Source organism: Oceaniferula spumae, assembly GCF_042849255.1.
Classification (GTDB): domain Bacteria; phylum Verrucomicrobiota; class Verrucomicrobiia; order Verrucomicrobiales; family Akkermansiaceae; genus Oceaniferula; species Oceaniferula spumae.
Genome location: NZ_AP026866.1, coordinates 4,605,973 through 4,626,221 on the forward strand (window position 1 = coordinate 4,605,973; position 20,249 = coordinate 4,626,221).

Consider the following 20,249-nt stretch of genomic DNA (forward strand, 5'->3'; position numbering starts at 1 on the left):
TCGCTGCGATGATAGGCGAGAGGAAGGATCTTCTGATTTACGATAGGCTGGGGATTATGTCGTTCAGGAGTTTCTGGGGTTTTCAGTGCATCAGTCGGAGAGGGCTGGCTTGAAGAAGGGGGAATCGGTGCCGCAGCGACAACATGAGTAGATTCTCCAGGCGTAGGAGTTAGCGGAGAGCTAACCACCGGAGGATTCGGGGAACAGGAGGCTGAAAGTAGAAGAGCGCACAGCGCAAAAAGTCGAAGCATGGATCCAATTTGTCCTATTTCGTGGCGGTGGCAAGCAAGGTTTGGAAATGCGGTGCCTCGGACTCCTTGTCCACGATGGTCGTTTCAATGTCCTGAAAGCCGGCATTTTCCATCATCTTGTAGATCTCGACTTCGGAAAAGCCGAGCCAAGTATCATAGTAGAGTTCACGCGCTTGTTCGAAGCTGTGTTGAAGCAAGTCCAGCACCACCAGCTTGCCGCCGGGTGCGAGGATGCGGTAGGCCGAATCGAGTGCCTTCTGCGGATGCTCCGCGTGATGCAGGGCTTGGGAAAAGATCGCGAGGTCCACGGAGCTGTCATCGATCGGTGGGGCCTCGATGTCCCCGAGTCGATATTCCAACTGGCTGAGGCCATGCTCCTTGGCGAGTTTCTTGCCGAACTCGACCATATTGGGGGCATTGTCCACGGCGATGACCTTTTCGGCACGGGGAGCCAGCAGCTGCGCCAGCGTTCCTTCACCAGCCCCGAGGTCTGCCACGACCTTGTAGTTGAGGATTTTCAACATCGCCTCGGCCAAGGACTTCCATGACCGACCGGGCACGTAACTCTTGCCGAATTTACCCGCCAGCTCATCGAAATATGCTCGGGTCTTGTCGCGGCGCTTGCGCAGAATGTGGGCGAGCGTCTGGGAATCCGCAGCCACCTCGGGGATTTCACCGGCAGCCTGTCGGGCCACTTCCATCAGAGCCTCTGGGGCTTCGATGGCGTAAACGTTGTTTTTCCCTGATCGAGAACTCGTTACCAGTCCCTCTTGCCTAAGTTGCGAGAGTTGGGTGGAAATACGGCTCTGTCCCATACCCAGAATTTCTTGGAGTTCGGCCACGTTCAATGACTCGGTGGCAAGTAGTAGCAGAATCCGGATTCGAGTGGGATCTGAGAGGAGTTTTAAGGATTTCAGGATTGACGGCATGGCAGATTGGTTTAATTAACGCATCAACGTATCGCGATTTATTGATATAACAAACGAACCCAATGAGCAAGACATTCATTTTCTCCTCCGAATCCGTCACTGAAGGCCATCCAGACAAAGTCTGTGATACCGTCTCAGACGCCGTCCTCGACGCCTGCCTTGAGCAGGATATTAACAGCCGCGTAGCATGCGAGACATTTGTAAAAGACAACGTCGTCGGCCTCGCCGGTGAGATCACCACCAAGGCGCAGTTCGACTACGGCACACTGGTGAAGAACACCCTCAAGGAAATCGGATACGATGCCGATTACGCCGATGGCACCGACTACTCCTACACCTGCAAGTTTGAAAAAGGAGCCTTCCTGATGAACATGCTCGGTCAGCAGTCGCCTGACATCGCTCAAGGCGTGGACGCAGCAGCCGCCGCTGATAAAGACACCGATGAACAAGGCGCCGGCGACCAGGGAATCATGTTCGGCTACGCCACCAATGACACCAAGGAGCTGATGCCCGCCGCCATTCACTACTCCCACCGCCTCGGTGCCGAGCTCACCAAGCTGCGCAAAGACCGCGTCCACACCTGGCTGCGCCCCGACTCCAAGACCCAGGTCAGCATCGAATACGTCAACGGCAAGCCCAACCGCTTCACCTCGATCGTTATTTCCACCATGCACGCCAAGGAAATCTCCACTAAGGAAATCCGCGAGCTGCTTAGGAAAGACCTCATCGAGAAACATCTCCCCGGCAATCTTTTAACACCGGAAACCGACATCCTCATCAACCCCACCGGACTTTTTGTCATCGGTGGACCTGAGGGCGACGCCGGACTCACCGGACGTAAAATCATCGTCGATACCTACGGTGGTATGGGCCGTCACGGTGGTGGTGCTTTCTCCGGCAAAGATCCATCCAAAGTCGACCGCTCAGCCGCTTACATGTGCCGCTGGGTTGCCAAGAACATCGTCGCTGCCGGACTCGCCAACGAGTGCGAACTTCAGCTTGCCTACGCCATCGGTCACCCGCACCCGGTCAGCGTCAACGTCAACACTTTCGGCACCGCCGAGATCGATGAAGCCAAGATCGAGAAAGCCGTCAGCGAAGTCTTCTCCTTCAAGCCAGCCGATATCGTCAGCCAGCTCAACCTGCTCCGTCCGATCTACAGCAAAACCACCAACTACGGCCACTTCGGCCGTGAAGACGCCGGTCTTCCTTGGGAAGAGACCAATAAGGTGGAAGCCCTGAAAGCCGCCCTCTAAAAGCTCCGTCCGATCAAACGGATCATGCCGATCTAACAAAAACAATAAAACAAAATGAGCACTACCCTAGAAAAACCCAAAAACGACTACAAAGTAGCCGACATCTCCCTCGCCGACTTCGGCAGAAAAGAAATCGACATCGCCGAGCACGAAATGCCCGGCCTGATGCAGACCCGCGCCAAATACGGCCCTGAAAAGCCACTCCAAGGCGTGCGCATCATGGGCTCCCTGCACATGACCATCCAGACCGCCGTCCTCATCGAGACCCTCGTTGATCTCGGCGCAGACGTCCGCTGGGTTTCCTGCAACATCTTCTCCACCCAAGACCACGCCGCAGCCGCCATCGCCAAGGCCGGCGTGCCTGTGTTCGCCTGGAAAGGTGAGACCCTCGAAGAATACTGGTGGTGCACCTGGCAGGCACTGCAATTCCCCGGCGACCTCGGTCCTGAGTTGATCGTTGACGACGGCGGCGACGCCACACTTCTGATCCACAAAGGATACGAAATGGAAAACGGATCAGACTGGGTCAACCAACCAGCCGGCAGCGAAGAAGAGCAGGTCATTAAAAACCTCCTCAAGAAAATCGGAGCCGATCAGCCTGGCGTCTTTGCCAAGATCGTCAAAGACTGGAAGGGCGTTTCCGAGGAAACCACCACCGGCGTTCACCGTCTCTACGAAATGGCCAAAAAAGGAACCCTCCTCGTGCCAGCCATCAACGTCAACGACTCCGTCACCAAGTCCAAGTTCGATAACCTCTACGGCTGCCGCGAGTCACTCGTCGACGGCATCAAACGTGCCACCGATGTCATGATCTCCGGAAAAGTAGCCGTCGTCTGCGGTTACGGCGACGTCGGCAAAGGCTGCGCCCAAGCCCTCCGCGGCCAAGGTGCCCAAGTCGTTGTCACCGAAGTCGATCCCATCTGCGCGCTGCAAGCCGCCATGGAAGGCTACCGCGTGCTCACCGTCGAGGACACCCTCGGTTGGGGCGACATCTACGTCACCACCACTGGTAACTACGACATCATCCGCTTCGAACACATGGAGAAGATGAAGGACCAGGCGATCGTCTGTAACATCGGTCACTTCGACAACGAGATCCAGATGGACAAGCTCAACAAAGCCGAAGGCGTCACCCGTCTCAACATCAAGCCACAGGTAGACAAGTATACCTTCCCAACAGGAAACAGCCTCTACATGCTCGCCGAAGGCCGCCTCGTGAACCTCGGCTGCGCTACTGGTCACCCAAGCTTCGTGATGTCGAACAGCTTCGCCAACCAGACCCTTGCCCAGATCGACCTCTGGAAAAACAAGGACACCTACAAAGCTGGCGAAGTCAAAGTTCTACCCAAGCACCTCGACGAAGAAGTCGCCCGACTCCATCTCGAGAAAATCGGCTGCAAGCTCACCAAGCTCACCAAGGACCAAGCCGACTACATCGGCGTAGCTCAAGAAGGCCCATACAAGCCTGAGCACTACCGTTACTAGGACCTAACAAAAAACACTAACAATCATCTCAAGCCCCCGTTGCCAAAAGCAGCGGGGGCTTTTTCATAGTAGGACAGCTTTGCAAGCTGTCGGCAACCCAAGCACACAGTCTCGTACCTTGGTGTCCACTGACCAAGTGATTCCCCAAGGCTCCTGTCACAGTATTAATTTACTGACGTGAATCCCGCTGATCCATGCTGGTTGTATCGTTTTTCAGATGATAGAAATTTGGAATGAAGAAAAAAGATATCACTCTTGTTCTGCTGGCTCTCGGCTTCACTCATGCCCTGGCGGGGGAAATCGATCCAAGCCAGGAGCCGTGGTTAGGGAAATACCAGAAGCAGGAAAACGCTCCCAAACCGGAGGACATGCTGCTCAATACCGACCCAGAACCCGAACTGGAAAAAGGTTTCAAAGCACTGGTCACCGATGACGCTCTAACAGGCTGGGTGGTGAAAGGCGGCAAGTCAACGTTCACGGCGAAAGACGGCGTCGTCACCGGTGTTTGTATACCAGGCGAGGCCAGCACCTACTTGAGCACGAAAAAGGACTACAGCGATTTCATCTTCACCTGTGAAATGAAGTGGGAGGTGGACATCAACTCCGGTGTCATGTTCCGTGCTCAGTCGAACGAAAAGCACGCCGTCTTCGGCCCACAGTTCGAGATGGAGGGCATCGAAAGCACCCGTGGCTGGTCGGGCGGAATCTACGGCCAAAGCTGCGGCGGCTACTGGTATCCGCTCTGGCTCAAGGACCACGCGAAAGTCCGCAAAGCCCTGAAAAAAGAAGGCTGGAACCGGGTCACCATTTACGCCAAAGGCAATACCGTGAAGACCTGGATCAACGGCGTGCCAGCAGCCCACTGGGTAGGTGATGGCACCTACAACAAAGGCTACTTCGGCCTGCAAATCCACCACGCCCCCAAAGGCAAAGTCCTCTGGCGCGGCATCAAGGTGAAGGAACTCACTGAGAAGTAGACCCACCGATTAGCCAGTCGGCCACCTTCTGCACGTCCTTAAACTCCGGAATCCAGCTGAGTTCCTCGGGGAGATCCGTGGTGAACTCACAGCGCAGCCGTACCGGATGCGCGCCGGAGTCGATGGCGGCGTGCTGGTTGTAAATCCGATCGTCCACCAAGATGGTCTCCTGAGGGTCGAGTCCGTATTTTTCATAACACAGGCGCAGGCGATCCACCTTTGCAGTGTCATGCATGAACTCACCGTGCTGCACACACTCGATGGTGAGGAAATCGGTCACCGGAGCGAGGATGTCATTGAGATAAGCGGTCTTGGCCTCCACATCAAAGGTGGCCGACATGGTAAGCTGCCGATAGCCCGCCTCATTCAGCCGTTTCAGCGTCTCGATCACGCCCGGATACAGCGGCCGATTGCGGAAATACGCCTGATCCGCGCAAAAGTCCCGATCCATCTCAGTGCCCAGCTCCGGATGCGTTTTTAACTCCAGCGCCCCATACTCCGGCAAGATCGGCAAGACCTCCGGTAGCTGCTCCCATTGCAAATTCGCATAGCGCTCCCGATAGTTAGGGTGGCCTGTTAGGAAATGGAAATAGGCATAATTAAGATCCGCCAAGACGCCATCGACGTCCCAGAAGATGTTTTTGATTTGAGATGGGTTCATACTGTAGTTGTCGGATCTCAGCCCGCCAAGGATGGATCGACTATGGTGGCTGATGGATGAATGGCAAGATTGAGGTTTCACATGGGGGCAAAATCAGGCTTTTCTACGCGGTCATTTTTCCCTAAAAAATGAAGTATGCCTGCGATCCATGCCTCCAAAGAAATCATCATTGAGAAACCTGTTAGTGAGGTTTACGCCTACGTGCGGGATTTTGAAACCTGGCCGAAGTGGTCGCCTTGGTTGATCTGTGAGCCGGAGACGAAGTTATCGTTTCAAAAAGACGCCTATTCCTGGGAGGGGAAGTTTGTGGGGGCGGGAATGATGCGGGTGGCAGATGCCAAAGAGAATCGGCAGATCGATTACCATCTCGAGTTCCTCAAACCATGGAAATCGAAAGCGGCCGTGAGCATGGAGTTTTCCGAATTAGGCGATGGCACCCGTGTCCGCTGGGTGATGAACAGTTCACTCCCGTGGTTTATGTTTTTTATGAAACCGATGATGGAGTGTATGATCGGTATGGATTATGAACGCGGACTGCGCATGCTCAAGGAACGGCTGGAAACGGGCACCCTACGATCCGCGCTCAGCTACGAGGCCAGGGTGACGATTCCCGCCTGCGATTACATCGGCATCGAGCGCATCTGTGCGATGGAAGACATGGAACGTCTTATGGGCGAGGACTTTGAAAAAATAGGCACCATCCCCGAGGAATTGATCGCCCAAGACGAGCCGGTGTTCACCATTTACAATGCTTGGAAGCTCTCCAAAGGGCAGGCGAGTTACATTGCTTGTTGTCCTGTGAAAACAGCACCATCTCAGGCTCCGGGCGGGATGATGATTGGTCGGCGTCCGGCGTGTGAGGCTTTTACGGTCGACCACAAAGGATCCTACAATCATCTGGGGAATGCGTGGGCGGCTGGCATGATGCGAGGGCAGGCGAAGCTGTTCAAGCAGGACAAAAAGGTGCCTCCGTTCGAACAATACCTCAATGACCCGCACGAAACCGCCGAGGCGGATTTGCTCACCAGGGTTTGCCTTCCGAGAAAAGACTGACGGCGCTGGACTCTGGGACGTGAGGGCCAATGCCACGCGCTCACTTTTCCACTTTCTGCCAGCCGTGCGGATCTTTTTCCGTCCACTGGGTATTTTCTGGGTACCGCGAGACCACAAAGGGGTAGACGGTGCTTGAGAGGGGTTCGGCCGCATGGTTGTAGCGCTCTTCATTGCCGCCATGCCAGTGCGATGGATCATCATTCCACCAGACATTACCTTGCTTGTCTTTGAGTGTCAGCGTGGCGTTGGCGTAGTAGATGTGAAATGACTCCCGGCCTTTGATTTTCTGAACCTTGACCGAACTCGTTGGTTTTTCCGCTGTCTTTTTCTGTTCCTCCCAGAACCGGCGATTGATCGCTTCTTCATCATTGCCCAGCCATGGATGATCGATGAGATAGCCGATCGCCCTAGTGATTTGGTCGGCTTCCTCGATGGAAAAGGGGAGCCATGTTTGAGTCGTCTTCGGTCCATCTCGAAGCGTCGAGTAGACTCTGACCAAACTTGCATCGTTTTTAGTCCTTTTCAGAGTGATCGTTTCATCAATCACGGAGCCATAGTCTCCTGAGCTGTATGTCAGCTGCAGCTCATACTCCTCTGGAATGACAATGGAGGTGGCGGGCATCTTGAGGGCGCGTTTTCCGGCGACGAGTTTCCATGCCTCTGGATCACGTTTGCCCTTGGTTTCACGCAATTGTCGTCTGTGTTGGCCAGTGTTTTGCCACCATTGTTTCCAAGCTAGGACTTCGGCCTCACGGCTTTTTTTTTCACTGGAGTTCGTAGCACCCCAATCAACTCTCGTCAGCGCAACGAGCTGGGAGTGGGCGATGCCGGCGCTATCACCGCGCTTGGCGCACCAATCGATGAGGAAAGGCACTTTTGCATACGAGGGAAGCTGGTCGACATGCGGATACTTGGATTTGGTCAGATACGAGCGCCAATTCCATCGGAGGTAGGCGTTGATATTCGGTCGCTGGGACGGGATTTGGTGGCGGTATTTACTGGTGAAAACCTTCTCTGAATTGGGCACCTTTTTGCCATTTTTATAAAGATAGGTCGTCCATGACTCTGAGCTCTCGATGGTGCCAGTGCCGGATGCCGATTTACTGGCTGCACGCCCGTTCCATGGGTCACCGTTTTTCCATTCACACTCAAACAGCAGCTTGCCCTCGGCCGACCACTGACGTTCCGGACCGTGAAGATCCCCACGGACGTAGGTGCTCTCTGACGCCTTTTGTTGGATTCTTTTATAGTAAGTCGACGTAAGTCCATGCGGTTCATCGTGCTGGTAGCTGATTTTCAAATCAAGGTTACCATCATCAGAGAACATCAGCTCATCGCCGTGCTGAATTTGGACGCCATCTTTCAAATAGTAGCTGTATTGATGAACCGTCTGTCCCCATGGCGAAGTTCTTTTGTAGGTATGGATCTTCAGTTCCTCTGCCAGCAGCAGCGGCGTGAGAATCAGTGAAATAAGGCCCATATTAAAACAGTTCCTGCTCATCGTTTAATTTGAAGGTGCATGGTTCAATAAATCAACAAACTGGAAACCGGCGAACACAAAAGTCTGGAAAAAAGCCTGTCCCTCTTGTGAATCTTGTCGGAAAATAGCAGATATGATGAACGAAAATCAACAACGTGCTGAGGAACTCCAGCAGCAGATCAATTCTCTGACCGCAGAGCTGCGAAGCCTGCAAAAGCAAGAGACTCCGGTGAACGCGAAGGACTATCGCTTTTCCTCCGCCAAGGGAGATGTCACTCTCGATGAACTTTTCGGAGACAAAGACGACCTGATTCTGATTCACAACATGGGCCACACCTGCGCCTACTGCACCGCCTACGCCGATGGTGTCAACGGCGTGCTGCACTACCTCGAAGACCGGGCTGCCGTTGTTCTGCTATCGCCCGATACCTTGGCCAAGCAGAAAGACTTCGCATTCTCCCGCTCGTGGAAATACCGCATGATCTCCAGCCACGACCACGGTGAGGCGTTCAACACCGACATGGGTTTTTACCAAACCGAAGGCGATATGGCCGGCCATTGGCCAGGTTTCAGTGTCTTCCACCGTTCCGGCGACCAAATCATCCGCAGCGGCAGCAGCTATTTCGACCCAGGCGATGAATACTGTGTCCTTTTCCCCATCATGGATCTCCTCAAAGGAGGCCCAGGTGATTGGGTGCCCAATTACCAACGCCCGAAATAAGGTGCATTCGCGGTGAAAGTTCAGATCTTCTATTCGCCACAATCCAGATTTCCCTCTTCTAAATTCACGACTCGTGCCCTAAACAAGCGCCATGAGCAACGACCCTCTCCACGGCATCACTCTCGAACGCATGCTGACTGAGTTGGTCGATGAATACGGTTGGGACGATCTCGCTTTCCGTATCCGCATCAATTGTTTCAAAAACGACCCCAGCATCAAATCCAGCCTGAAGTTTCTTCGGAAAACCGACTGGGCACGCAACAAGGTAGAAATCCTGTATAAACAGTTCCTAGGCCTGAAAGACTCGGAGCGGTGGATTTGAAAGGGTAGGGCAGATTGGCCCAATCTGCCGGTTTCGCCCTGACGCTTCAAACTACCAAAATGATGCGGCATTCGCCCTAAATATTTCAGGTAGAAGGGCTGGAGCGCTATTACGTGTGCAAACGGCACTCGCTCCGATCCGGCAGATTGGGCCAATCTGCCCTACCGACGGCTCGACACGAAATGCATCGTTCGTTATCGTATGCGATCCTATGAAACCTGTTCGGAGGAAACTCAGCCATGAAACGCCGTTCTGGGTGAAGGGTGTGTTTCCTGAATGCTTCTTCATCACGGTTTGCACCGATCCGCGTGGAAAAAACCAATTGGCAAGTTCGCAAATCTGGGATGGATTGCTCGAAACCGTCCTGACGCGCAATGATCGCAAAGTATGGGAATGCCGATTGCTCCTGGCGATGCCAGATCATATTCATGCTCTGATGTTGTTCGAGGGAGAAAAACGGATGCAGGAGGTGATTAAAGACTGGAAAAGGTGGACAGCACGAACCCTGAAAATCAACTGGCAACACGGCTTTTTCGATCATCGCTTACGGAATCAAGACTCAGCCGAGCAAAAGCGAGACTACATCCTACAAAACCCAGTCAGATCCGGACTATGCCAACAACCAGAAGACTGGCCATACGTGCAATCCTGGTAGGGCAGATTGGCCCAATCTGCCGATTTCGCCCTCACGTGTCTGTATTCCAACTGATGCGACATCCACCCTAGATCCTTTACAGGGCGAGGGCTGGATCGTTATTAGGTGTGCAATCGGCACTCGCTCCGATTCGGCGGATTGCGGCCAATCCGCCCTACCACTCAAAGCCCTACCACTCAAAGTCCAGCTGCGAAGCATCAGACTTTTTGTTCGCCTCAGGCATTTCCACAGTCGCATCCTTCTGAGATTTCCACCACTCGAACTCGCTCGCTTTGAGCCGGTATCTGGCAATGTTGCCCTCGTGGAGGCCCGCCAGCTCGGTTTCCACGACATCAAGGAACTCGCTCTGTAGTTCTCGGTCAAACTGCTTGGTGACCTCCTGACGCAGAATACGGCCTGATTCCGAGGGATTCCTACGGCTACGCACCACCAGTCTGACCAGATCCCTGATTTCCGCGCGATATTTCAGGCGAAACGGATCAGGTTCGCCGAGATACTCCCGCGCCACCGCATAATGCGCAGCCGATCGCTTATAGGCCCAGACGAAGAGATCTCGCAGGTAATCCACCTTGTTAAGCTCGTAAACCCCCATCAACGCGTCCAGGTAGTCAGATTTGGGCACATCGACAAAAGAAATGGGGCAGAGGTTGAAGTGAACCAGTGGAATATTCGCCGCCACTCGAGACATGTCATTGTTCAAATGCTCGAACGGCTGCAAATACGGCACGTGCACCATGATGAAAAAGGCCTGTTCAAACGGATCTTCAATCGCCGCCGCCTTGGTCAGAATCATCTCAAAGCGTGGTTCTATCTGGGCTGGCACTTGGATTGGCGTGTAAACCGTGCCGGAAATACGCACCTCGTTGCGCCTTAGCCGACCACACGAGGCTGGATCGGGCAGCAAATTGTCCGCCAGCAGGGCGTGGAGGTTACAGATCGTATGACGGTTGAAGTCGATTTCCCGAGCTTGCGCCGACAGCATTTCCACCGCCGCCTGGTGGTTTAGCAGCATCTGCGCCTCCTCGGCTCCTTTTCCGGCGGCTGCCTCGCCACGCGCCAGCAATCGTTGGGTTTCCTGTAGACTGTAGCTATTTCCCTCCAGACGACTCGAATTCCAGCTCAAATCTACCAGAAACCGATCCATCACCTGCCTCAGGTAGGTGCCGGCGGGTGCCTGACTGGCTCCCACCCGACCCAAGGTCGCCAATTCCTGCCTCAGTGCCAGATTCAGATAAGTCGATTGGTTCGGCTTATAATAGTCCAGCAGCGCCAGCTTGTGGCCGACCGCTTGCCGATGCTCACGAGGCCGATTCACCGACTCCCGAATTGTCTCAGCCTCGAACGAGAGGGTGAGTTTCTCCGTGGAAATGGCAGGTGTATTTTCTTGGAAAACATCCTCCACTTGGGCCGCTGCAAATGGCTCGGATTTAGCCTCTGAAATAGGTGCTGGCGGAGGTGAAATTGTAGGCTCGGATCGTGCTGGGGCAGGGGGGCTTTCGATCACTGTTTGAAACGTTGTTTCAGACCCTTGGGTGCTAGGACTTTCGGCGTTGGAATCGCTCTCTAAAGCTGTCCCAGTCGAGACATATTTGCGGGCTCTGGCTCGACCTACAGCAGTCAGTCTCCCAGTCGCCACCAAGGCATCTAGACGGCGTTGAAGAGTGCGTTTGGCATACTCAATTTCTGGCGCCGCGAGCAGTCCGGAAATGGAAACACCTTCAGGAAACGTACGCACGATTTCGAGGAGTTCGTCGTATTCTGGCTCTTTGATGACCTTGGGCATATTGATTAGAATTGTGCATAACCCCTATCAAAACGTGCCATAAAAACAAGTTAATTTGGCACGAAACGCCATAAACTCTCTTTTATTTGGCACGAAAGTGGGTTTTTGACAGTTATTGTGCCATATAAAAGTGAGAGTGAACATCGTTATCAATTAAGGGATTTGCTGGAAATATGATGCTGTATCCTAAGAATGGAAAGACGGTCAGACCCTTTGATGAGTCTCACCACATACTCAAAAGCATATCGATAGAACTGGAACGGTCTGACTAAATCACTTCAAACTGATCATCGGTTCGGATCATAATCGGAATCATTGCAAGGGGAATGCTGCGATGCTACGGCCCCTGTTTTTCGTGCCCGACTTTGTATTCCAAGACGCCCATCAGGCTCCGTAAAAATGGTAAGTTTTCTGCTGAATAATTCGCTGAAATACGTGTCCATTCGGGGGCAAAAATACCCACTATAATGCGTCAGGATTCACCCCACCAATTACCACCATCCGAGCGCTCATAAATCATGTTCCTGGGACGAGATTTTAAGCGTGCAATATTGCCCTCATGCAGACTGACCTGTTCCGTTTTAACCACCTCAATAAAGCAGCTTCGGTCAGATGAAAGGTTTACTTAAACATGAACTCTCTAATCCATACCGCCATGGTAGCTCTGCCGATTTTGTGATGCCAATTCTAGTCCCGATGAGGATTTTTCGTGAGAAGTCATCTGGCAAGCTGAGTTGGATCGGAGAGAGCTTTTGAGTAGTGTCGATGCCATTAAATTCGCTGGTGATCGACAGGGCCTGAGTGAGTTTGGCTGGGCCGGAACAAAGGTTTTTCACCGCTTCCTGATCCCGATTGCGTTGCATTTCCTCGATACCCTCTATCGGTTCTAAAGCTCGAACGAGGACGAAGCCCATCTCGCCATTTTCTGGATTTTTGATGATGAGATTGAAAAGCCAATGCATTCCGTAATTGAGATAAATATAGGCGGTTCCTGCCGGATGGTCTTCAACGAATCGGCGGATTTTTGGTCTGAAATAAGTATGGCAGGCTTGATCATCTAGGGCGGAATAGGCCTCGGTTTCAACAATCATCCCGGAAGTATGTCCGTGAGAGAGTGTGCCGCCTAGAATTTTTTGGGCAGCAGCTTGTGGAGATTGGAGGTAAAATTCTCTGGAAATCATTATTTATTGATCATGGAAGTGTATTCCATATTACCCAGAACACATTCGCCATCGACCTGATTTTTCACCCTCGCTTCATCAGGATTTCACACAAGGATGCCATATTCCGGCATCATGAATGATGAACCGACTGAAAAACTGACCATCCAATTACCACACTCCGTGTACCATGCGTTGAGAAATCAGGCGAAGCGACAGAATGTGTCGTTGCCGGAATTTGTGCAGCGCAAGATCGAGCTCAAACCTGGGGAACCTGGGAGCTTGCAGCGTTTGGCTGACTTGCCGTTGCGAGAGATTCTGGCGCGGACGGCTCCGGTCGGGTTTGATCCGGACGAGCGTTTGGACTTTTTTGGCTCCTGATTAGCCCTATTTGTCGGTGCCAAAGCCATAGTGGGCGATGCTCATGCCGATAAGCATGGTGGGGACAAAGACCAGAGCCTCCGTGCGCATAGCGGCCAAGCTGGCGAGGGCTGGGCCGGGGCAAAAACCGCTCAGCGCCCAGCCGATGCCAAAAGCGGCGGAGCCTAAGATGAGTCGGCGACTGATCGGTTCGGACTCGGCGCAGGGAAGGTCGGTATTGAATAGGCCTTTGCCGTGCCGTGCCTTACGCGTTATGAACATGCAGGCGGCGTAGGTGGTGAGTGCTCCGCCCATCACAAAGATGAGCGACGGATCCCAGTTTCCAGCGACATCGAGAAAACCGATGACACGAGCCGGATCAGTCATGCCGCTGATGGCGAGACCGAGGCCGAAGAGGAGTCCGGCGAAAAGAATGAGGGCGAAGCGGATCATGCGATGAGGTGGTGGGTAATGAACACAGTGATAACGGCAACGGCCATGAAGGTCATGGTGGCAATGATGGAGTCTTTCGCACCCAGTCCCATGCCACAAACTCCGTGGCCGCTGGTGCAGCCACCGCCGACGCGAGTGCCTATGCCAACAAACAGACCGGCGATCGCCATGACGATAAGTGAAGCAGAGGGGCGGTAAACGCTTGCCGCAGTGATCGTGTTAAAGGCGAGGCTCGCTCCAGCGATGAGTCCGATCAGGAAGATGAGCCGCCAGGATTTGTCCTTGGTAGCCGGCACCAGCAAACGGGAGCAGACTCCGGAAATGCCGGGGATTTTTCCAGTGACAAGTGACGCGATGAAGCTGGAGAGACCAATGATGACACCTCCGGCTAGGGCGTGGTAGAAGGTATATGGACCGTCAAACATGGATGATGAATAGTTCAGAACAGATAAATGATAAAGATAATGCTGAAAATTTGGAGGCGTGGTAGAGGATGGCTATGGCAGTTGAGATTGAGCGCAAATTTTTGGTGACTGGGGAATTCCCTCGGACCGGTGAGGTGGAGATGGTGCAGGGATACCTTTGCAAAGACCTCGACCGCACAGTGCGCGTGCGGCTAGAGGGCGATCGTGCGGTTCTAACGATCAAAGGCCAGACGGTGGGAATCTCACGGCCAGAGTTTGAGTATGAAATTCCGCCAGAAGACGCTCGTGAGCTCTTGGGTATGGCGGTGGGGCCGTTGGTCGAAAAGACTCGATATTACCATGCCACCGGTGCCCATACTTGGGAAATCGATGTTTTTAAGGGGGAGAACACCGGGTTAGTTGTCGCGGAAATTGAACTGAGTTCGGAAAACGAGGCCTTTGAAAAGCCTGCGTGGCTGGGTGTGGAAGTGAGCGAAGACAGGAGGTATTCAAATTCAGCACTATCAGTGACTCCATACACCAATTGGTGATCTCTGTATCAGGAGAGAAAAAACGCCCGATCCAAATGGAGCGAGCGTTGATGGAAATTGATTTGGTTACCTTATTATCGGCGACGGCGAAGCACAAAGCCAAGAACTCCGAGACCGAGAAGTGCCGTTGAAGATGGCTCAGGCACTAGTTGTGGCCCTTCAGCAAATAGTGTGGCGATCGGGGTGTCAGCATCATCATATATTTTGACATTGGACATATCCATTCTGAAGAAACTGTCAGTGTTCCGATTGGTTCCCAAGCGAAAGTTCTGTAACCCACCAGGATTATCATCGTTTGTACCCAATGAATTGGGGCCTCCTACATCACCTAGTTCAGTAGCAAAAAGCTCAGTGCCCGCGGGTGTTTTGCGGAGCACAATATGGTGCCATGTGTCAGTGGCAAAGCCGGTGGCATCAGTCGAAATTATTTCAAAATTGGCTGTAGCCGAGACGACACGTAGTGTCCCGCTGTTCACATCGATCTGCCATGAAAAGTTCCCAGCAGTGCTTGCGTTGAGATTGGAAAATATCCCTTGAAATCCGCCTTGGCTCCAGCTGTCAGTTCTGACCCACAGCGACACGGTGAAGTTGGCAGAGCCTCCGGGGCCAACGACTTCGAGGTGGGCCCCATTGGCGGCGCCATTACCAGGAAATGAAGCGGAACCGTCTGGATTTATACCAACGTTACCGGTGCCAGGTGCCACTTCCGTCAGTGCGTAATTTCCTTGTTCGTCGTCCAGGATATCACCGTCGGTGAAATCATAATGGGCAAGTAAAGCTGCTGATGCACTAATTGGAGCAAGAAATACGGCGATGCCTAGGGAGAATGAATGTGTGAGTTTCATAAAGTGTGTGAGTCATTCTAAACAGCTCCGCTTTGCGGTCAAGGAAGCAGTGGTTGATTTTCGATCGCCGCTGCTTCCGGAATCAGGAGAAATACTGAACTCCCGCCTTGAACAGCGGCTGGTGTTTGTTGCCGGGGATGTTTTTGGCGACGTCTTTGCCACGGCGCTCGGTATGGCCCATTTTTCCTAACACCCGGCCGCAGGGGCTGGTGATGCCTTCGATGGCGTAGAGCGATCCGTTGGGGTTGTGCTCGAAGGCCATGGAGGGGTTACCTTCCAGATCGGTGTATTGGGTGGCGATCTGACCGTTGGCGGCTAGGGATTGTATTTCCTCGTCGGTGGCGTAGAACTTGCCTTCGCCGTGGGAGAAGGGGATGTTGTGGAGATCTCCTACCTCGGTGTTGGCCAGCCATGGCGACAGCGTGGAGGCGATGCGGGTGGTGGCGTAGGCGGAGATGTGGCGACCGATGTCGTTGAAGGTGAGGGTGGGCGCGCCCGGTTCAGGATCGCGGATTTCGCCGTAGGGGGCGAGACCGGTTTTGACGAGGGCTTGGAAGCCGTTGCAGATGCCGAGCACGAGGCCGTCGCGGTTTTTGATCAGGTCCATGATGGCATCGCTGACTTGTGGATTGCGAAGCACGGTGGCGATGAATTTGCCGGAGCCGTCTGGTTCGTCACCGGCGGAGAAACCACCGGGAATCATCAGGATTTGGGACTCGCGGATCTTGGCGGCGAGGGCGGCGAGGGATTCTTCGACGGCCTGCGGGGTGAGGTTGCGGAAGACGAGCATTTCGGCATCGGCTCCGGCTTGATTGAAGGCTTTGGCTGAGTCGTATTCGCTGTTGGTGCCTGGGAATGTTGGAACGACTACGCGTGGCTTGGCGTTGGAAACTGGGACGCTGGATTTGCGGTTGGCTATTTCTCCGGTGAAGGAGAAGGTCTCCAGCTCCTTGTGGGCGGGTTCGATCTGGCTGGGGTAAGTTGACTCGAGGGTGCCGGTCCAGGCGGCGATGAGTTTGTCGAGGCAGATGAATTCTTCGCCGATGGTCAGGCAGTGGTCGCTGTGGGTCTGGCCGATTTTTTGGGCGTTGAGGGCAGCGGGTAACGACTCGCCGTTTTTGACTTCGATGAGGAAGCTGAAGTAGCGTTCCTGATGGAGATCGAGATCGGTGGAGATGGTGGCTCCGATGTGGTTTCCGAAGGTCATTTTGGAAAGGCCTACTGCGATGCCGCCTTCTGCCAGTGAGTGCATGGCGAGAATTTTGCCTTCGCTGTTGGTTGCGTAGAGCAGGTCGGCGATTTCCTTGAGCTTTTCGAAGTCGGGGATGTGGTTTTCGTCGCGTGGGGTGGAAACCAGGTAGACGTCGCTGTCGGTGGACTTGAATTCCGGGGAGACGGCGAGGGTGGTTTTTCCGGGGGCGACGGCGAAGGATACCAGAGTCGGTGGCACATCGATGTCGTTGAATGATCCGGACATCGAGTCCTTGCCGCCGATGGCTCCGAGACGGAGTTCGTTCTGGGCGGTGAAGGCACCTAACAGGGCAGAGAAAGGTTTGCCCCAGCGGGTGGGATCGGTGCCGAGTTTTTCAAAGTATTCCTGGAGAGTCAGGCGGATGTCGCTGAGGTGGGCACCGGCGGAGACGATGCGGCAGACGGACTCCGTGACGGCATAGAGCGCACCGTGGTAGGGCGACCAGCTGGCGATGTTCGGGTTGAACCCCCATGACATGAAGGAGGCGGTGGTGGTGTCGCCGTCGACCAGTGGGATCTTGGCGACCATCGCATCGGATGGCGTGAGTTGGTGTTTGCCGCCGAAGGGCCAGAGGACGGTGCCGGCTCCGACGGAGGCGTCGAATTGTTCGCCGAGACCTTTTTGCGAGGCTGAGTTGAGGTCGCTGAGGGCGGTGGTGAATTTTTCCTCCAGAGTAGAGCCTGCGGCCACGGACGGTAAGGATTTTCCGAGTGGGGATTCGGTGCCGGGGGCGGCGACTTCGATTTGGGTGTCGAGGGTGACGCCGTTGGTGTCGAGGAAGGCACGGGAGAAATTGACGATTTCATTGCCACGCCATTTGATGATCAGGCGACCGCTGTCGGTGACGTCGGCGACGTGGTTGCACTCAAGGTTTTCCTTGTCGCACTCGGCCATGAAGTAGGCGATCTCTGAGGGATCGACGCAGATGGCCATGCGTTCTTGGGACTCGGAAATGGCGAGCTCGGTGCCGTCGAGTCCGTCGTATTTCTTTTTGACGGCGTCGAGGTTGATTTCGAGGGACGGGGCGATTTCGCCGATGGCGACGGAGACTCCGCCTGCGCCGAAGTCGTTGCAGAGTTTGATCTTCTTCGCGAGTTCGGCTTTGCGGAACAGGCGTTGGATTTTGCGCTCGGTGGGAGCGTCTCCTTTTTGCACCTCGGCGGAGTTGTCGAGGGCGGTATCGGTGTGTTCCTTGGATGATCCGGTTGCACCACCTACGCCATCGCGTCCGGTGCGACCTCCGATCAGCAGGATGACATCACCAGGGGCGGGTGTGCCGCGGAAGACGTTTTCCTTGGGAGCGGCAGCGACGACGGCGCCGATTTCCATGCGCTTGGCGACGTAGTTCGGGTGGTAAACCTCGGCGACCTGGCCGGTGGCGAGACCGATCTGGTTTCCGTAAGACGAGTAGCCATCGGCAGCGCCTTTGCAGATCTTACGCTGCGGGAGTTTGCCGGGGATGGTGTCGGCGAACGGTGTGCGCGGGTCGGCGGCACCGGTGACGCGCATGGCTTGGAAAATGTAAGAACGACCGGAAAGGGGGTCGCGAATGCAGCCGCCGAGGCAGGTGGCCGCGCCGCCGAAGGGTTCGATCTCGGTGGGGTGGTTGTGGGTTTCGTTTTTGAACATCAGCAGCCACTCCTGCTCCTCGCCATCGACGTCCACGGGGATGACGATGGAGGCGGCGTTGATTTCCTCGGAGATTTCGACGTTGTCGAGTTCGCCGGTTTTGCGCAGCTCCTTCATGCCGATCAGGGCGATGTCCATCAGCGTCTCCGGACGGGTATCGATTTTATCCCCGTATACATCCTCGCGGGTTTCTTGGTAGCGCTGGTAAGCTTGCTCGACGACTTCGGTGCCGTCTTGGAACTTCACGGAGTTGATCTTGGTGGCGAAGGTGGTGTGTCGGCAGTGGTCGGACCAGTAGGTGTCCAGCATCTTAATCTCGGTGATGCTAGGGTTGCGGCCTTCTTCATCGCGGAAATAGGACTGGGTGAAAACCATGTCGGCGAGCGACATGGCGAGGCCCATTTCCTCGCGTTTTTCAGCCAGCTCGGCTTCGCTGGCGGTGGTGAACCACTCGAGGATCTCAACGTCGGCGGGGACATCGGATTTGATTTCGAGGGACTCGGGAGTGTTCATGGATGCCTCGCGGGAATCGACGGCATTGATCACGTAGTTTTTGACCTCAGCCAGTTGGGCATCAGTGAGAGTTCCTTGCAGCACGACAACGCGGGCGGAAGCGATGAGGGGGCGTTCGCCGTGGGTGAGGATCTGTACACACTGGGCGGCGGAGTCGGCACGTTGGTCGAATTGGCCGGGCAGGAATTCGACGGCGAAGGCGGTTTCGCCGGAGGAAATGGCCAAGTCGGATGACGCGGTGGCCACTTGGGGCTCGGAAAGGATCAGCTTGGTGGCATTTTCAAACTCGGCGTCGGAAAGGCCATCGACATCGTAGCGCTGGATGACGCGGACGTTCTCCAGATTTTCGAGGCCGAGGTTCTCACGGAGATCGTGCAGGAGTTCACGGGCTGGGGCATTGAACTCGGGCTGTTTTTCGACGAAGACGCGGTGCATGGTTAGGCTGATTGGTGGCGTGGTGAAAAGGGAAGGCGGCATACTAGGAGGATGGCGCGCTGGGGCAAGACCAATGCGTGGGGAAAAAACACAAAAAAGGAAAATATGAAAATCAGGAGAAACTTGCAGGAATTTTATGCTGTGTTAGTTCTCTCATATTGGAGTGCGGGTCGTGATGGCCCGTTTCTAAGAAATCACGATCGGGAAGCACTCCCGCCCCCCCGAAAAACAAACTAAATATCAATGAAAAATATCATTCAATTCATGTCGGGCGCATTTGTCCTGGGCTGTGCTCAAGTAGCATTCGCCGCATGTGCTGCCGATTGTGACTGCACCAAATGCAGCGATAAAACCGCCACCGCCTCAACCGAATGCGCAAGCAAGGGTGAGTGTTCCGTAGCGAAAGTGGCCGAGGGCCAAGAGCGTGTGACCTACGTGGTCAAAGGCATGACCTGTGGTGGTTGCTCCGGCGCAGTAACCAAGAAACTTGAGGCAATCGAAGGCGTCACGGTTCAGAAAGTCAGCCACGAAACTGGTTGTGCTGTGGTTGATTATGATCCAGCTAAAGTCAAAAAATCAGACGTCGTCGCAGCCATCAGCAACGGCAAGTTCGCAGTCACTGCTGAGCGTATCACTGTCCCTGTGTCAGGTATGACCTGCGGCAGCTGTTCCGGAAAAGTGACCAAAGCGTTGAACGCCATCGATGGCGTCACTGTGAAATCAGTTTGCCACGAGAGCGGCAAGGCTGTTGTCGATGTTGAGACCAGCAAGAGCAATCGTGCAGCTGTAGTCAAAGCAATCACCGCCAGCGGCTTCAAAGCCAGCTAGGTGTATTGTTGATGAACTAATCGAAATTCAAAGCCGTCCGTTGCCCAAGTGCATCGGGCGGTTTTTCTTTGCAAAAAAAACAATAATCAGATGGAATAAACTTCCGTGAAGTCATTCTCACTTCAATCATGGAGGGTGACGATCACTCAGCCATCAACTAACAATAATATACCAACACGTATGAAAAAAGTAATCAACAACCTGTCACTCATGTCCGTCATTGCTGTATCAGCTTTCGCTCTCAGC

Annotated in this window: 19 protein-coding genes; 10 read left to right on the plus strand and 9 right to left on the minus strand. The window is 54.2% G+C overall.

Going from position 1 to position 20,249, the window contains the following annotated elements:
• Positions 1-265 precede the first annotated feature (265 nt).
• Positions 266-1,180, minus strand: coding sequence for an ArsR/SmtB family transcription factor (locus ACSPJT_RS19705; protein ID WP_435894274.1), 915 nt, complete (start codon positions 1,178-1,180; stop codon positions 266-268).
• Between the two features lie 62 nt (positions 1,181-1,242).
• On the opposite strand from ACSPJT_RS19705, the gene metK reads away from it, so the two are divergent.
• From metK to ACSPJT_RS19720, 3 genes are all read left to right on the plus strand, one after another.
• On the plus strand, positions 1,243-2,436 hold the full coding sequence (metK, locus tag ACSPJT_RS19710; RefSeq protein ID WP_435894275.1) for a methionine adenosyltransferase: 1,194 nt from the start codon (positions 1,243-1,245) through the stop codon (positions 2,434-2,436).
• A gap of 54 nt (positions 2,437-2,490) precedes the next feature.
• Positions 2,491-3,921 carry an adenosylhomocysteinase gene (gene ahcY / locus ACSPJT_RS19715; RefSeq protein WP_435894276.1) on the plus strand — a complete coding sequence of 477 codons (1,431 nt, stop codon included), beginning with the start codon at positions 2,491-2,493 and terminating at the stop codon, positions 3,919-3,921.
• Between the two features lie 233 nt (positions 3,922-4,154).
• The gene (locus tag ACSPJT_RS19720; RefSeq protein ID WP_435894277.1) at positions 4,155-4,898 is read left to right on the plus strand and encodes a 3-keto-disaccharide hydrolase; all 744 of its coding nucleotides are present in this window, start codon (positions 4,155-4,157) and stop codon (positions 4,896-4,898) included.
• Here the strand turns inward: ACSPJT_RS19720 and ACSPJT_RS19725 are convergent.
• Positions 4,885-5,559 (minus strand): HAD family hydrolase, encoded by a 675-nt coding sequence (locus tag ACSPJT_RS19725; protein WP_435894278.1) that lies wholly within the window; start codon positions 5,557-5,559, stop codon positions 4,885-4,887. The two genes, ACSPJT_RS19720 and ACSPJT_RS19725, sit on opposite strands and share 14 nt — an antisense overlap.
• A 135-nt stretch (positions 5,560-5,694) precedes the next feature.
• Here ACSPJT_RS19725 and ACSPJT_RS19730 point away from each other — a divergent pair, with 135 nt between their 5' ends.
• Positions 5,695-6,612 (plus strand): SRPBCC family protein, encoded by a 918-nt coding sequence (locus tag ACSPJT_RS19730; protein WP_435894279.1) that lies wholly within the window; start codon positions 5,695-5,697, stop codon positions 6,610-6,612.
• Between the two features lie 40 nt (positions 6,613-6,652).
• Here ACSPJT_RS19730 and ACSPJT_RS19735 read toward each other — a convergent pair whose 3' ends face one another.
• On the minus strand, positions 6,653-8,092 hold the full coding sequence (locus tag ACSPJT_RS19735) for a toxin-antitoxin system YwqK family antitoxin (RefSeq protein WP_435894280.1): 1,440 nt from the start codon (positions 8,090-8,092) through the stop codon (positions 6,653-6,655).
• Between the two features lie 133 nt (positions 8,093-8,225).
• On the opposite strand from ACSPJT_RS19735, the gene ACSPJT_RS19740 reads away from it, so the two are divergent.
• The 3 genes from ACSPJT_RS19740 (at position 8,226) to ACSPJT_RS19750 (ending at position 9,790) form a co-directional block, all read left to right on the plus strand.
• Positions 8,226-8,813, plus strand: coding sequence for a DUF899 family protein (locus ACSPJT_RS19740; protein ID WP_435894281.1), 588 nt, complete (start codon positions 8,226-8,228; stop codon positions 8,811-8,813).
• A 91-nt stretch (positions 8,814-8,904) separates the two neighbouring features.
• Complete coding sequence (locus tag ACSPJT_RS19745) at positions 8,905-9,135, plus strand: VF530 family DNA-binding protein (protein WP_435894282.1); 231 nt, start codon at positions 8,905-8,907, stop codon at positions 9,133-9,135.
• Between the two features lie 211 nt (positions 9,136-9,346).
• Positions 9,347-9,790 (plus strand): REP-associated tyrosine transposase, encoded by a 444-nt coding sequence (locus ACSPJT_RS19750; RefSeq protein WP_435894283.1) that lies wholly within the window; start codon positions 9,347-9,349, stop codon positions 9,788-9,790.
• A gap of 169 nt (positions 9,791-9,959) precedes the next feature.
• Here ACSPJT_RS19750 and ACSPJT_RS19755 read toward each other — a convergent pair whose 3' ends face one another.
• Positions 9,960-11,573, minus strand: a complete 1,614-nt coding sequence (locus ACSPJT_RS19755) for a Fic family protein (RefSeq protein ID WP_435894284.1) — start codon at positions 11,571-11,573, stop codon at positions 9,960-9,962.
• A gap of 608 nt (positions 11,574-12,181) precedes the next feature.
• Positions 12,182-12,754, minus strand: coding sequence for a DNA-3-methyladenine glycosylase (locus ACSPJT_RS19760; protein WP_435894285.1), 573 nt, complete (start codon positions 12,752-12,754; stop codon positions 12,182-12,184).
• A 114-nt stretch (positions 12,755-12,868) separates the two neighbouring features.
• On the opposite strand from ACSPJT_RS19760, the gene ACSPJT_RS19765 reads away from it, so the two are divergent.
• Positions 12,869-13,114 carry a hypothetical protein gene (locus ACSPJT_RS19765; RefSeq protein ID WP_435894286.1) on the plus strand — a complete coding sequence of 82 codons (246 nt, stop codon included), beginning with the start codon at positions 12,869-12,871 and terminating at the stop codon, positions 13,112-13,114.
• Between the two features lie 6 nt (positions 13,115-13,120).
• Here ACSPJT_RS19765 and ACSPJT_RS19770 read toward each other — a convergent pair whose 3' ends face one another.
• Together ACSPJT_RS19770 and ACSPJT_RS19775 are read right to left on the minus strand one after the other, a co-directional pair.
• Positions 13,121-13,546 carry a DUF6691 family protein gene (locus ACSPJT_RS19770; RefSeq protein WP_435894287.1) on the minus strand — a complete coding sequence of 142 codons (426 nt, stop codon included), beginning with the start codon at positions 13,544-13,546 and terminating at the stop codon, positions 13,121-13,123.
• Positions 13,543-13,971, minus strand: a complete 429-nt coding sequence (locus tag ACSPJT_RS19775; protein WP_435894288.1) for a YeeE/YedE family protein — start codon at positions 13,969-13,971, stop codon at positions 13,543-13,545. Before ACSPJT_RS19775 ends, ACSPJT_RS19770 begins: the two co-directional genes overlap by 4 nt.
• A gap of 74 nt (positions 13,972-14,045) precedes the next feature.
• On the opposite strand from ACSPJT_RS19775, the gene ACSPJT_RS19780 reads away from it, so the two are divergent.
• Complete coding sequence (locus ACSPJT_RS19780) at positions 14,046-14,501, plus strand: CYTH domain-containing protein (RefSeq protein WP_435894289.1); 456 nt, start codon at positions 14,046-14,048, stop codon at positions 14,499-14,501.
• Positions 14,502-14,575: 74 nt separating this feature from the next.
• Here the strand turns inward: ACSPJT_RS19780 and ACSPJT_RS19785 are convergent, their stop codons facing one another.
• Together ACSPJT_RS19785 and ACSPJT_RS19790 are read right to left on the minus strand one after the other, a co-directional pair.
• A complete protein-coding gene (locus tag ACSPJT_RS19785; protein ID WP_435894290.1) occupies positions 14,576-15,346 on the minus strand; it encodes a LamG-like jellyroll fold domain-containing protein in 771 nt (256 codons plus the stop codon).
• An 82-nt stretch (positions 15,347-15,428) separates the two neighbouring features.
• Positions 15,429-19,217, minus strand: coding sequence for a phosphoribosylformylglycinamidine synthase (locus ACSPJT_RS19790; protein ID WP_435894291.1), 3,789 nt, complete (start codon positions 19,215-19,217; stop codon positions 15,429-15,431).
• 201 nt (positions 19,218-19,418) lie between these two features.
• Between ACSPJT_RS19790 and ACSPJT_RS19795 the strand changes: the two genes are divergently transcribed.
• Complete coding sequence (locus tag ACSPJT_RS19795) at positions 19,419-20,003, plus strand: heavy-metal-associated domain-containing protein (protein WP_435894292.1); 585 nt, start codon at positions 19,419-19,421, stop codon at positions 20,001-20,003.
• Positions 20,004-20,249: the final 246 nt, after the last annotated feature.